Genomic DNA, 12,806 nt, shown 5'->3' with positions numbered 1-12,806 from the left:
CAAAGCCCCTGCGTATTTTTTAATGTTTGATTTTACATTGAGCATTAGGAAATTGAATAATATCGGCGGCTTGATGCTCATCCATGGGTTTATTTAGGCAATTGGCAAAACGAACAAATTGCTTACCGAGTTCGTGTCCTAATAATATATTGATATGGTTAGGGTTATTGCCTCTTTTTATGACACGTTCTATATGACTTTGTTGAGCAAGTAATGGTCCTTGATGCTCTTCTGGAAGGCTTTCAATAAACTCCATACTTAATTGGTGGCGTAATGCCTCTAATTGTTCCGGATCCTTTTCTGCTAATGCTTTAAGTTCGTCAAATGAAGGTAAGACGGTTTGATGATAAGAATTAGGCATTGGCGGACTCCTTGTCTTTTTATAACAATACATTCAGCTTAGTCGGCTTTTTGATATTTGGAAAAGTGGGATGAGGGATATTTAAGGCATGTGTCTTTTTTGAGATGAAAGGTCAGGATTCTGGGCGCTTCGTTCCGAGAGACGAGAGCGGACTTTGTTCTACGAGATGCGAAGGAGGAGTTCAGAACGTTTCGCTTACAGATTTCAGAGGTGAACACGGTATTACAGCGATCACAATACTATTCCTCCCTTTGAGTGATGGTTTATTGGGATTAATGATGTTGATATAAGGGGAGGTTAGGAGGGGTTGTAAATAATGAAGTTTAGTTCATCAGAATAATGCAAATATGCCATTAACAACCCCCTCGTATTGACCATATCGATCTCATAACTAAAGTAATGAAGGGGGAGAACCATTCTTTGTCGCTGTAACCACAACGATCCCCCTGAATCCAGCAAGGGAGCTTGCGACCGATCTGAAACTTGAATTCTCTTAAAATAAAAAACCGCAGATGCTCTCACATCCACGGTTCAAATTTACGTCACAGGAACTAGGCCCATAGGACCGATCTTCCCGCTTTTAATTAAAGAATAAAATCTCTAACTTCTTTGTCTTTACGCTCTAGGTAATGAATCGACTTAATGCGACGAATGGTACGACAACGACCACGGATAAGCAGCGTCTCAGTTGTCGCAATATTACCTTGGCGAGTAATGCCTTCTAGCAAATCACCTTTCGTGATCCCAGTTGCAGCAAATACAACATCATCGCTACGAGCCATGTCTGTCATTTTTAAGATAACGTTCGCTTCTACGCCCATTTCTTTACAGCGCTTGAGTTCTTCTTCACCATAAGCTCGGTTTTCTTCTGTATCGCCTTTCACTTCGTGACGAGGAAGAAGACGAGCTTGCATGTCGCCATCTAATGCGCGGATAGCGGCAGCAGAAATTACCCCTTCAGGTGCTCCGCCGATACAGTACATTACGTCAACTTCACTGTCTGGCATACACGTTAGGATTGAAGCCGCAACATCGCCATCAGGCACAGCAAATACACGAACGCCCATTTTTTGCATTTTCGCGATCATGACATCATGACGAGGTTTAGCAAGTGTGGTTACAACTAGTGTCTCCAGTGTTTTGCCTAATGCTTTAGCGACATTCTCTAAGTTTTCTTCGAGAGAAAGGTTAAGGTCGATTGCACCTTTAGCACCAGGACCAACAACTAATTTTTCCATATACATATCAGGCGCTTTTAAGAAACTGCCTTTTTCGCCAGCAGCAAGTACAGCAAGTGCATTGGATTGCCCCATTGCTGTCATGCGAGTCCCTTCAATTGGGTCAACTGCGATATCTACGGCATCACCACCGGTACCGACGGTCTCGCCGATATATAGCATCGGTGCATCATCGATCTCACCTTCACCAATAACAATCTCACCACTGATGTCAGTTTTGTTCAGAAGAGTACGCATTACTTCAACAGCAGCGCCATCGGCAGCGTTTTTATCACCACGGCCAAGCCATTTGTAACCAGCCAGTGCGGCACCTTCAGTAACTCGAGAAAAAGCCATTGCTAGATCGCGTTTCATATTTGCTCCGAATAATCGATGAATGGATAAAAATCGCGAAGATTTTATCACAACAAAAAAGGAAACGTTTGCTTTTTAGGTGAAAGAGTTATTTTTGATGAAATTTAAAGAAGATAATGGGACTAAAAATCATGTGGTTGAACTCAAATAATCAGGCTAAATTTCTAGTTTTAGTATGAGGTTCGTTTTAATCTTAAGAAATAAGGTCAGATGTTGGTTAAAACTGTCTTTTTTTTGTTCATATAATGCAATTTAATGAATAACACTATGGCAGAATTGCAATTGCTGAGTAGAATAGAAAACAAGTTTCGCAGGGAATCAATAATGCCCCTGCATTTCAATTAGAATTACAGTTAAGGTGGCAGGAATGTCTTTAGAAATATTAGAACAACTAGAAGCTAAAGTTCAGATGGCAGTAGATACAATCGCACTGCTACAAATGGAAGTTGAAGAATTAAAAGAAACGAACGCAGAGCTAACTCAAAATCTTGAGCAAGCAAATAACGGTCGTTCTGAAGTTGAGCAAGAAGCTCAGAAAGCACGTGATGAACAAGCTAGTTTTGAAGCTCGCATCCGTGGTTTATTAGGTAAGATGGAAGAAGTAGAGTAATAGAGCAGGGACGAGGACGCTTCGCTCGAGGAGTGAGGAAGAGCTGAGTTCTGTGAATTATTTGAAACCGTAGGTGTGAAAGCACCTGCGGTTTTTTTTGATGCTAGAAACTATACGCTTCGCTAACTAGAGACTATAAAAGCAAAAAGCGAGGGTTCAGGTCTCAGGTTTCAGGAAGATATGAGGTAGTGCTTTGGCTTTTAGCTCCTCCCCTTTATCACAGTTGTTACTTGGTTGTGAGTATCAATATAAGGGGAGGTTGGGAGGGGTTGTCAATGATGAAGTTGAGTTTATCCGCATAACATGAACATGGCATAACCAACCCCCCTCTAACTCCCCCTTGGATTGACTATGCAGATCTCATTGCAATGGCGATAAAGGGGGAGAACCATTCTTTGTCGCTGTAACTACAACGATCACCTCTGAATTCTGCTCTATTCTTCCTCGCCCATTTCTTCTAATGGTTCTTGCGAGATAATGATCCCTGTTGAGTCGGCATAAAGGTAGTCTTCAGGTAGAAAGGTAACGCTACCAAAATTGACGGCAACATCTATTTCACCGACATTTTTCTTTGCTGCACCCACAGGAATAGAAGCAAGCGCTTGAATGCCTAATTCTATTTCTTCTAGATAATCGACTTCACGTACACAGCCATAAACGATCAATCCTTCCCACCCATTGTGTGCCGCTTTTGCTGCAAGATCAGCGTCAATCAATGCACGACGTAATGAGCCACCGCCATCAATTAATAATATACGACCTTCACCTTTTTCATCCAGTAGTTGGCTAATAAGTCCATTATCTTCAAAACACTTGATTGTCGTGATTTGTCCTGAGAATGAACTCTTTGCACCAAAGTGGCTAAACATTGGTTCAACAACATCAACTTGGTCTAAATAAATGTCACAAAGTGCTGAAGTATTATATTCCATCGTGAGGCTTACCTTCTGGTTGTGGTGGCAGTTAAACGTGTGAAGATTTTAATATACGTACTTTCTAGGTCATTACTATGACAAGTCTCAAGGTTATATAGATAAATACAAACCAAGTGAGAAGAAGATATTTGTGAATAAAGCACATTGCACGACCGTTCCCATCATTGGTCTAATGGCTTCGCCATCGGGTGCTCGCATCACTGAAATAACATGATTTAGTACAAAAGGTGCCGGAATTAAAAATAACCAACCAGCTAAAGAGTGGATTTGCGTTGCGCTAAATAGGGCGAGACACGTAAAGCTGATCGCGATGATGATGGCGTGATACTTACGACCCCAATTTGGCCCCATGCGTACCGCCAGTGTCATTTTTCCACAGGCGGCGTCATTATCAATATCACGCAGATTATTAATATTTAAGACGGCAACAGCCAAAAGGCCACAAGCAATAGCAGGAAGAAGCAAAGAGGAGGACAAATGGCCTGTTTGTAAGTAGTAAGTTCCTGCAACCCCCAGTAGACCAAAAAAGATAAATACTGAGATATCACCAAGTCCACGATACCCATAAGGTTTATCACCCATGGTGTATGCGATAGCCGCGCCCATCGCTAAAAGACCAAGAATAATGAATCCGATAATGTCCATGGTTTGATGAAGAGAGCTAAAAACCAAGATTAAACCGCTGATAATGGTTAAGACAATATTAATACCAATGGCTTTCTTCATCGTAGCTTGAGTGACAAGGCCGGATTGCATGGCACGTTGTGGCCCAAGGCGTTCATCATTATCTGTGCCTTTTACTGCATCACCATAATCATTGGCGAGGTTGGATAAAATTTGCAGTAAAGTGGCGGTAACGAAGGCCATTATGGTAATGGTTGCAGAAGCATGGTTATTCCAATACGCCAGAGCCGAGCCGGTCATGATAGAGGCAAGCGCTAAAGGTAATGTTTTTGGACGGGCTGCACTGAGCCAAATAGTAAAAGGAGAAGTTTTCATGGCATCGCAAAAATAGTGAATAGACTCTCTATTATTCACTATTTTCGACACATACCCAAGTTTGTCACTGATCTTTTAATAAAGAGATTAACCAATCTTACCAGTTTCAATAAGTTGCTGAAGCAAAGGACGAATGATTAGCTCCATTGCAAAACTCATTTTACCGCCAGGAACAACCAACGTGTTATGACGTGACATGAAAGAACCATCAATCATTGCAAGTAAATAGGGGAAGTCGACATTGGCGATACCACGAAAACGAATAACAACAAAACTTTCATCTAAACTTGGAATGCCTTTGGCGTTTAATGGGTTGGAGGTATCAACCGTGGGTACGCGCTGAAAGTTAATATGAGTACGTGAAAACTGTGGTGTGATGTAATTTAGATAATCATCCATTGATCGAACAATAGAATCCATCACGGCTTCACGAGAATGACCACGATCACGGGTATCTCGAACAAATTTCTGAATCCATTCAAGGTTTACAATCGGCACCATTCCAATCAATAGGTCGACATGCTGTGATACATTGATATCCCCATCAACGACGCCACCATGAAGGCCTTCATAAAAAAGGACATCGGTGTTATCTGGCAGTTCTTGCCATGGGGTAAAGGTTCCGGGCATTTGATTAAAAGGAACCGCTTCATCAAAGGTATGAAGATAACGACGGTATTGTCCGCTACCATCAATACCATATTGGTGGAAAAATTGTTCAAGGGCAGGAAAGTCGTTTGCTTGAGGGCCAAAGTAGCTAATGTGCTTACCTTGTTCTTTTGCTTTACGGATCTCAACATCCATCTCTGGACGAGTAAAGCGGTGAAAGCTGTCACCTTCAAGCCATGAGGCTTTTATATCCATCATGTTGAACATTTTACGGAAAGCTTCTGAGGTGGTGGTAGTGCCGGCGCCAGATGAACCAGTCACGGCAATAATTGGATGTTTAGCGGACATGACAAACCCTGTCTATTTTCCTTAATTGGGAAGATGTTATAACAGGGTTGATTTAAATGATACGTTATAGTTTAAAAATTGTGAGTGATTTGGTGACGCAATTACTCAAAGTCGTGATTGGTCATATTTGGGTTGAAACGGGCTTTGGTTTGAATATCTACCGTCTCATGAAGCTCTGAAAATACCACCATGGCGTCACCATTTTTGAGTAGTAGTTTAACCTGCTCTATCTTGTCTTGATGGCTGCATTCCATTTCTCCATAATCCGTACCTTCTCGCAGTACAAATTCTGAAATTAAATTTTCTAGCGTATCTGGAGCAATGTCTTGCCAAGGAATGATCATACTTCTATCTAATCCTGATCTAAATTAAAGAGCGTTACACAACAGTTTGAAACCATCGATTTACGGTGTCTTCTAGCCAAAAGTTTGGTTTGGTCATTGAGCCATTAATAAAGCCAACATGGCCCCCATGTTCCGTGAGTTGATAGTGTACACAGTTAGGAAGAGGATGAGTAGGGATCACCGCGGTTGTCATAAAAGGATCGTCTTTGGCGTGAATGATCCGTGTTGGAATATTGATGTCATTGAGAAATTGTAACCCGCTGCATTGCTGATAATAATCTTGGGCATCGGCATAGCCATTGAGGGGGGCGGTGATTAAATTATCAAATTGCAGTAAGTCAGGAATGGCGGCAATCATGTCTTTGTCTAAACCAACGATATGTTTTCTTGTGCTAGTTAACTTTTTGATGCTATTGGTTTTTAATGAACGTAACAAATACCCTTGGTATACACGAGAGAATCCTTGTTGAATTCGCTCTGAACACGCCGATAAATCTAAAGGTGCGGAAATAATGGTGGCGGCATTGAGTAATGTGTTCGAGTTATATTTTGCTAAGTAGTTAACCAACATATTGCCGCCAAGAGAAACGCCAGTAGCCACTTTGACTCGATTTGGAAAGCGGTCATGAATGGTTTCTAGGAAGAAACGAGCGTCTTCGGTTTCACCTGAATGGTAGGCTTTTTCTAAGCGATTCGGTACGTCACTGCACCCTCTAAAATGCATCATTACCCCTAACCAACCTTGTTCTTTGGCTGCAGATAATAATCCATTCGCATAAGGACTTTCAAAACTTCCTTCTAACCCATGAAATAAAATGAACAGAGGTTTCTTACCTGCGGTGTTTGGATTTTCGCTCCAGGCTAAATCAACAAAGTCGCCATCGGGTAATTCGAGTCGTTGCCAATACGCCTTAAATAAGGGGTGACGACGCAGCAATCTCGGTAATAAGGTTTGAATATGGGCGTTTGATAACCCGGTTATTGGCGTAAATTGATCCATCATAGGTCATCACTTATGGTCATTAAGGGTGTAATGTATTGAGTAAGTTTTGGGCATTAAGCGAAACACAATAAAGAGAAAGTAACGTTGAATGCGTTGATTGAGTTTGGTTTAAATCAATACGATGCAGTGTGTGTAATAGATCATGTTGTTGTTGCTTTTCTAACTGTAATTCAAAATTAAGGGCTTGTTGATAAAGCGTTTTTGACTCAGTAAGTTTGATGTTTTTTCTTAATGAACGATAAGAGATAAGTAGTGGGTCTGTATAAGAAAGGGCATCTTGAAGCTGATGGTGTTGTGTTTTTGAAATAGAAATGGCAAGTGAATCTAGCCATATGAATAAGAGTACTAAATTTACGTTACCAGAGTATTGGTCTTGAAGAGTAAGGCATGCTTGCTGCACACCTTCTTTTTTATAGTGGGATAGAGAAAAAGCCCAAAAGGCATCAGTGGTTAACTGCGCCTGTTGGGTTGGGGTCAATATTCCGTTATGAGCGGGCTTCATTTTCTTTTTCTTCAATTTGTTCTTGAAGATCCATCCACTCCATCTCAACATCTTCTAGCTCTGATTTTGCAGATGCTTGAGTTGCTAATACTTCGGTTAAGCGTTTTTTGTTTTCTGCCTCATACAGGGAGACATCACCCAATTCTTCTTCTGCTTTACTTATGGTGTCATTCAGAGCGTCCATTTTCTTTTCAAGCTTTGTTACTTCTTTACGCAGTGGGGCGATTTGTTTTCTGAATTCAGCCTCTTTGCGTTTTTGTTCTTTTTTCTCAGCCGCACTTAAGCTGGTTGAGGCGCTTGGACTGTCTTGTTTATCTTGTTGCAGTTGTTCTTTGCGCTCTGATTTATTTTGTTCTGTTAGCCATTTGTAGTAATCGTTTAAGTCACCATCAAAAGGCATGACTTGACGATCGTGAACGAGGTAAAGATCATCCGTTGTTGCACGCAGTAGATATCTATCGTGGCTAACAATAACCATTGCGCCTTCAAAGGTTTGCAGCGCCATGGTTAAGGCTTGGCGCATGTCTAAATCAAGGTGGTTGGTTGGTTCATCGAGTAGCAGCATGTTTGGTTTTTGCCATACAACGAGAGCTAAAACTAAGCGTGCTTTTTCTCCACCAGAAAACGGACCCACTTTATCTAAGGCTTTTTCGCCTTTGAAACCAAAGCTGCCTAAGTAATCACGTAACTGTTGCTCGGTATGATTAGGGGCAACTTGCATTAGATGTTGCAGTGGGGTTTCTTCAACTTGCAGCGTTTCTAATTGGTGTTGTGCAAAATACCCAATCTTTACGCCTTGAGAATACGTGAATATGCCGCTTTGAGGTGCGAGTTCACCGGACAATATTTTGATTAAGGTCGATTTACCAGCGCCATTTCGACCTAATAGACCAATGCGGCTACCTGGAACTAAATTCAATCGAATTTGTTCTAGGATGGTATTGTTTTCGTAACCGGCACTTACTTCATCCATCATTAAAATTGGATTTGGCAAAGCATCAGGTTCTCTAAAATTAAACGTAAATGGGTTGTCTAATTGTGCAGGTAATACTTTTTCCATTTTCTCTAGTGCTTTAATACGACTTTGCGCTTGGCGAGCTTTAGAGGCTTTATAACGGAAACGGTCTATGTAGGACTGCATATGTGACATGTTCTTTTGTTGCTTCTGATATTTCGCTTGTTGCAGCACGAGTTTTTCAGAACGCTGGATCTCGAACGATGAGTAGTTACCGGTATATTCGTTTAGTTGCTGATTCTCAACATGAACAATGCGATTGATTACTGGATCCAGAAAATCACGGTCATGAGAAATGAGCATTAAGGTGCCAGGGTAGTTTTGTAACCAACGCTCTAGCCACATAACGGCATCTAAATCTAAGTGGTTGGTTGGTTCATCGAGTAACAAAAGATCCGAACGGCAAAGTAGTGCTTGAGCTAAGTTTAAACGCATACGCCAGCCACCAGAGAATTGAGTTAAATTCCAATCCATCTGTTGTTGTGAAAAGCCTAAACCATTTAATAATTCAGCCGCACGTGAGTTAATGGTATAACCACCAACGATGTCGATCTTACTGTGTAATTCAGCAACTAATGTTCCGTTATCGGCTTCTTCGGCTTCGATGAGTTGAGCTTCTAAGTTGCGATATTCACGGTCGCCATCAATAACATAATCCAGTGCTTTACGCTCTAATGCCGGAGTTTCTTGCGCTACCCACGCGAGTTCCCAATGGTGAGGAACTCGATTTGAGCCGCCATCAACACTTAGTTCGCCTTTAATTAAGGCAAAAAGAGTGGATTTACCACAGCCGTTTTTTCCGACCAAGCCAACTTTATCACCAGGGTGAATGGTTGCTGATGCTTGTTCTAATAATGGCTTCCCGCCACGAAGTAATTGAATGTCTGAAAAAGTAATCATGCTGTGGTGTTCATCTCTTTATTGGCTAAATGTAGAATACGAGGAGCATAGTAGGCGGAAGAGGGAAGATTGTCGATATGGAAATAGTCTGTATGATGGAGGTAATGACTCATTTAGAACAATAAAAAGAGAAGTCTGAAAGGAATTTATGACTCAATCTAATGACGTGCTATTAACATCCACTCCGTTGCCAAAAATATTGGTTATTCTCGCGCATCCCGATCCAGAACATTCGATGGCAAATAAAGCCATTTTAGCGGCTTACCAGCAGTTGCCCCATGTAACCGTACATGATTTATATGCTACTTATCCTGAATTTTTTATTGATGTTGTGTACGAGCATGAATTACTCGCACAGCACGATATTATTGTTTTTCAACATCCGTTATATCTTTATTCTTGCCCTTCTCTGCTAAAAGAATGGATGGACTGCGTACTTGGAAAGGGATTCGCCTATGGTGAGGGAAATGCGCTAAAAGGTAAGCAGTGGCGTAGTGTGATTACTGCGGGTGGTATTGAAGAGGCATTTTCTGAGACGGGTTATAACCAACATTCAATGGATGATATTTTAATTCCGTTTAAGATCACAGCGGCGTTGTGTCAGATGGAGTGGATAACACCGTCAGTGCAATATTGGGCACGTAAAATTACGATAGAAAAAAGACAGTCTTATATTAATGATTACAGAAACTGGTTATTAAATCCTAAGGGAGAACTCTAATGGCAGGCGATTGGCTACATACCAGTGCGATATTTTTAGCTGCTGCTGTGGTTACGGTGCCATTGGCTCAACGATTTGGCTTAGGGGCTGTACTCGGTTATTTACTCGCGGGCATCGCTATTGGACCGTGGGGATTACAACTTATTTCAGATGTTGATGCTATTTTGCACTTCTCTGAATTTGGCGTGGTGCTTCTTTTATTTTTAATAGGCTTGGAACTGAACCCCAATAAATTATGGAAAATGCGAAAACCTATTATTGGTTTAGGCGGCAGTCAGGTGGTGGTGACATCGTGTGTGATCACCGCTGCAATGATGTTTTATGGTTTGGCGTGGCAAGTCAGTGTCGTTATCGGTATGGGATTGGCTTTGTCTTCAACGGCCATTGCGTTACGAGTCATTGAAGAGCGGAAGTTATCTGATTCAGAAAGTGGTCAGTCAGGTTTTGCGGTGTTGTTGTTCCAAGATATTGCCGTCATTCCTATGTTAGCGGTATTGCCAGTATTAGCGGGTGGAGCAAGTGGTAATTGGCTCGATGGATTATGGATACTCGCTGGTGTCATTGGTATTTTTACGTTAGGGCATTTCTTATTACGTCCATTATTTAGTTATGTTGTTAAAAGTGGGGCGCGTGAACTGTTTACTGTAGCCGCGTTATTGCTTGTTATCGGTGTTTCGGCAGCAATGAAAGAACTTGGGTTATCCATGGCGTTAGGGGCTTTTCTCGCTGGTGTGTTATTGGCCGAGAGTGAATTTCGTCATGAATTAGAGGTTGCGATTGAACCATTCAAAGGATTGTTGTTAGGTTTGTTTTTTATTGCTGTTGGTATGTCGGTTAATTTAGGCTTATTACTTCAGTACCCAGCCGAAATAGCAATTGCCGTTACCTTATTAGTGGCATCAAAAGGATGTCTTCTTTACGGTTTAGCTCGAACTTTTGGAACGCAAGCCAAAGCCCGAAGCCAAATGGCGATGATTTTAAGCCAAGGGGGGGAATTTGCGTTTGTCTTGTTTACCGCGGCACAAATGGAAGGCTTATTGAGTAAGGAATTGACGGCGTTTTTATTAGTGGTGGTCAGTTTGTCTATGATGACGACGCCATTACTATTGATCGCTCAAGATAAATGGTTTGCAAGAACATTGAACCATGAAGAAGAGATGCCGTTATCTGATTTCACCCACGCCACCCAGCCAAAAGTGATCATAGCCGGTTTTGGTCGATTTGGTCAAATTGTCGGTCGTTTGTTGTTTGCGAATAAAATTAAGTTAACCATTTTAGAAGGGGATCCAAGTCAAATTCGTTTGCTGAGAAAATTTGGTTATAAAGTGTATTACGGTGATGCGACTCAAGTTGAACTATTAAGAGCCGCAGGAGCCGAAAAAGCAGAAGCAATCGTGATTTGTAAAACAGATCCTCAGAAGGTGATGGAGATTGTGGCGTTATGTAAACAACATTTCCCTCACTTAAAAATATTGGCTCGTGCTCGTAGCCGAGTAGAAGCGTATGAGTTACTCAATGAAGGGGTTGATCACTTTTCTCGAGAAACTTTTTATGGAGCCCTTGATTTAGGACGACAAACCCTCACATCTTTGGGTATGCATCCTTATCAGGCCAAGCGTGCAGAGTCGCATTTTAAAAAGTTAGATGTTGCTATGCTAAAAGAATTGTTACCATTGCATTCAGATGACAAAATTCTGGCTTCTAAAGCGAAAGCAGCTCGAATCGAGTTAGAAGAGATTTTTGGCTTGGAAATGGAAAGTGAACGTTCAAACCAGACTCACTGGGATTAATTTGCACAAGGATATTTACCGTGAAAAAAAGATTCATTGCGGGTGCAGTTTGTCCGTCATGTAAAGTGTCAGACACTCTACGTTGGTGGCAAGAAAGTAATATTGAGCATGTCGAATGTGTGGAGTGTGGTCATACGGATCGCAGAACCCCGAAATCGATAGAAACAAGCAAACACGCTCAAGATGATGTTATTGGTGTATTTAAACCTGAATAACGTTATCTTTGTGGCAATAAATATCATCCTTTAATGCGAAGTGCATCCGGAGTTAAAATGAAAATTGAAAAGAATGTTGTAGTTAGCCTTGCTTACCAAGTTAAAACTGAAGAAGGCGTTGTTGTTGATCAATCAACAGCTGAAGCACCTCTTGATTACTTACACGGCCACGACAATCTGATTGTTGGTCTTGAAAAAGCACTTGAAGGCAAAGTTGCAGGCGATAAGTTCAGCATCACTGTTGCTCCAGAAGAAGCGTACGGCGAGCACATGGATGAGATGATTCAACGTGTTCCTGCTGATGTATTCCAAGGCGTTGAGCAAATTGAAGTTGGCATGCGTTTTCTTGCTGACACCGATCAAGGTCCAATTCCTGTAGAAGTAACGGAAGTTGATGGCGACGAAGTTGTTGTTGATGGTAATCACATGCTTGCTGGTCAAACACTCGGCTTTGAAGTTGAAGTGATTGCGGTTCGTGCTGCGACTGAAGAAGAAGCAACTCATGGCCATGTTCATCAAGAAGGTGGCTGTGGTCACGATCACGGACACGACCATGATCACGAAGGCGGTTGTTGTGGTGGCGAAGGCCATTCTCATGAGCACAAAGAAGATCATGAGTGTTGTGGCAGCGGTAACTGCTCTAAGTAATTTAGGGGCAGAGCGCTTCGCTTGAAGACGCTACGCTAAAGGGCAGATTTGGTCCTTAAGAATTGAAAAGACCACAGGTGTTGAGCCTGTGGTCTTTTTTTTGATTTTAGGAAAGAGGGTCCATAGGATTTAGATCGCTGCGCTTGAAGAATTTAGGGGTGATCATGGTGATTTTAGCGAGTACTAGCTAGTTCCTCCCCCTTATATCAACATT

The 12,806-nt window shown here is 41.7% G+C and carries 14 protein-coding genes; 5 read left to right on the top strand and 9 right to left on the bottom strand.

Annotated features, from left to right (window positions below):
• Positions 1–19: 19 nt before the first annotated feature.
• Entirely contained in the window at positions 20–361 is a 342-nt protein-coding gene (locus A6E04_RS15760; RefSeq protein ID WP_065611825.1) for a DUF3135 domain-containing protein, read from the bottom strand.
• Positions 362–945: 584 nt separating this feature from the next.
• On the bottom strand, positions 946–1,953 hold the full coding sequence (gene glpX / locus A6E04_RS15755; RefSeq protein ID WP_065611824.1) for a class II fructose-bisphosphatase: 1,008 nt from the start codon (positions 1,951–1,953) through the stop codon (positions 946–948).
• A gap of 367 nt (positions 1,954–2,320) precedes the next feature.
• On the opposite strand from glpX, the gene zapB reads away from it, so the two are divergent.
• Complete coding sequence (zapB, locus tag A6E04_RS15750; protein ID WP_012549125.1) at positions 2,321–2,563, top strand: cell division protein ZapB; 243 nt, start codon at positions 2,321–2,323, stop codon at positions 2,561–2,563.
• Positions 2,564–2,997: 434 nt separating this feature from the next.
• Here zapB and rraA read toward each other — a convergent pair whose 3' ends face one another.
• From rraA to A6E04_RS15715, 7 genes are all read right to left on the bottom strand, one after another.
• Positions 2,998–3,495 carry a ribonuclease E activity regulator RraA gene (gene rraA, locus A6E04_RS15745; protein WP_012549127.1) on the bottom strand — a complete coding sequence of 166 codons (498 nt, stop codon included), beginning with the start codon at positions 3,493–3,495 and terminating at the stop codon, positions 2,998–3,000.
• A 93-nt stretch (positions 3,496–3,588) separates the two neighbouring features.
• A complete protein-coding gene (locus A6E04_RS15740) occupies positions 3,589–4,497 on the bottom strand; it encodes a 1,4-dihydroxy-2-naphthoate polyprenyltransferase (RefSeq protein ID WP_065611823.1) in 909 nt (302 codons plus the stop codon).
• 87 nt (positions 4,498–4,584) lie between these two features.
• Complete coding sequence (locus tag A6E04_RS15735) at positions 4,585–5,454, bottom strand: phosphoribulokinase (protein WP_012549129.1); 870 nt, start codon at positions 5,452–5,454, stop codon at positions 4,585–4,587.
• Between the two features lie 101 nt (positions 5,455–5,555).
• On the bottom strand, positions 5,556–5,798 hold the full coding sequence (locus tag A6E04_RS15730) for a YheU family protein (RefSeq protein WP_012549130.1): 243 nt from the start codon (positions 5,796–5,798) through the stop codon (positions 5,556–5,558).
• A gap of 34 nt (positions 5,799–5,832) precedes the next feature.
• Positions 5,833–6,801, bottom strand: a complete 969-nt coding sequence (locus A6E04_RS15725; protein WP_065611822.1) for a hydrolase — start codon at positions 6,799–6,801, stop codon at positions 5,833–5,835.
• Positions 6,802–6,820: 19 nt separating this feature from the next.
• On the bottom strand, positions 6,821–7,303 hold the full coding sequence (locus A6E04_RS15720; protein WP_065611821.1) for a TIGR02444 family protein: 483 nt from the start codon (positions 7,301–7,303) through the stop codon (positions 6,821–6,823).
• Positions 7,287–9,218 carry an ABC transporter ATP-binding protein gene (locus A6E04_RS15715; RefSeq protein WP_065611820.1) on the bottom strand — a complete coding sequence of 644 codons (1,932 nt, stop codon included), beginning with the start codon at positions 9,216–9,218 and terminating at the stop codon, positions 7,287–7,289. Before A6E04_RS15715 ends, A6E04_RS15720 begins: the two co-directional genes overlap by 17 nt.
• Before the next feature lie 148 nt (positions 9,219–9,366).
• Here A6E04_RS15715 and kefG point away from each other — a divergent pair, with 148 nt between their 5' ends.
• Genes kefG through slyD form a run of 4 tightly spaced genes read left to right on the top strand, consistent with a single transcriptional unit; the run spans position 9,367 to position 12,592 of the window.
• Complete coding sequence (gene kefG / locus A6E04_RS15710) at positions 9,367–9,939, top strand: glutathione-regulated potassium-efflux system ancillary protein KefG (RefSeq protein ID WP_065611819.1); 573 nt, start codon at positions 9,367–9,369, stop codon at positions 9,937–9,939.
• Positions 9,939–11,729, top strand: a complete 1,791-nt coding sequence (gene kefB / locus A6E04_RS15705; RefSeq protein WP_065611818.1) for a glutathione-regulated potassium-efflux system protein KefB — start codon at positions 9,939–9,941, stop codon at positions 11,727–11,729. Before kefG ends, kefB begins: the two co-directional genes overlap by 1 nt.
• A 20-nt stretch (positions 11,730–11,749) precedes the next feature.
• On the top strand, positions 11,750–11,944 hold the full coding sequence (locus A6E04_RS15700) for a YheV family putative zinc ribbon protein (protein ID WP_017020401.1): 195 nt from the start codon (positions 11,750–11,752) through the stop codon (positions 11,942–11,944).
• Between the two features lie 57 nt (positions 11,945–12,001).
• Complete coding sequence (gene slyD, locus A6E04_RS15695) at positions 12,002–12,592, top strand: peptidylprolyl isomerase (RefSeq protein ID WP_012549137.1); 591 nt, start codon at positions 12,002–12,004, stop codon at positions 12,590–12,592.
• Positions 12,593–12,806: the final 214 nt, after the last annotated feature.

The sequence above is a fragment of the Aliivibrio logei genome, from assembly GCF_001691055.1.
Taxonomy (GTDB): domain Bacteria; phylum Pseudomonadota; class Gammaproteobacteria; order Enterobacterales; family Vibrionaceae; genus Aliivibrio; species Aliivibrio salmonicida.
The sequence above is the reverse complement of the archived record's forward strand: the minus strand, read 5'-3'. Positions and strand labels throughout refer to the sequence as shown.

Coding starts and splice junctions, on each gene's coding strand:
- A6E04_RS15725 (WP_065611822.1), bottom strand. CDS start 6,801: ATGATGGATCAATTTACGCCAATAACCGGGTTATCAAACGCCCATATT.
- A6E04_RS15715 (WP_065611820.1), bottom strand. CDS start 9,218: ATGATTACTTTTTCAGACATTCAATTACTTCGTGGCGGGAAGCCATTA.
- kefG (WP_065611819.1), top strand. CDS start 9,367: ATGACTCAATCTAATGACGTGCTATTAACATCCACTCCGTTGCCAAAA.
- glpX (WP_065611824.1), bottom strand. CDS start 1,953: ATGAAACGCGATCTAGCAATGGCTTTTTCTCGAGTTACTGAAGGTGCC.
- A6E04_RS15735 (WP_012549129.1), bottom strand. CDS start 5,454: ATGTCCGCTAAACATCCAATTATTGCCGTGACTGGTTCATCTGGCGCC.
- A6E04_RS15730 (WP_012549130.1), bottom strand. CDS start 5,798: ATGATCATTCCTTGGCAAGACATTGCTCCAGATACGCTAGAAAATTTA.
- zapB (WP_012549125.1), top strand. CDS start 2,321: ATGTCTTTAGAAATATTAGAACAACTAGAAGCTAAAGTTCAGATGGCA.
- A6E04_RS15760 (WP_065611825.1), bottom strand. CDS start 361: ATGCCTAATTCTTATCATCAAACCGTCTTACCTTCATTTGACGAACTT.
- rraA (WP_012549127.1), bottom strand. CDS start 3,495: ATGGAATATAATACTTCAGCACTTTGTGACATTTATTTAGACCAAGTT.
- A6E04_RS15720 (WP_065611821.1), bottom strand. CDS start 7,303: ATGAAGCCCGCTCATAACGGAATATTGACCCCAACCCAACAGGCGCAG.
- kefB (WP_065611818.1), top strand. CDS start 9,939: ATGGCAGGCGATTGGCTACATACCAGTGCGATATTTTTAGCTGCTGCT.
- slyD (WP_012549137.1), top strand. CDS start 12,002: ATGAAAATTGAAAAGAATGTTGTAGTTAGCCTTGCTTACCAAGTTAAA.
- A6E04_RS15740 (WP_065611823.1), bottom strand. CDS start 4,497: ATGAAAACTTCTCCTTTTACTATTTGGCTCAGTGCAGCCCGTCCAAAA.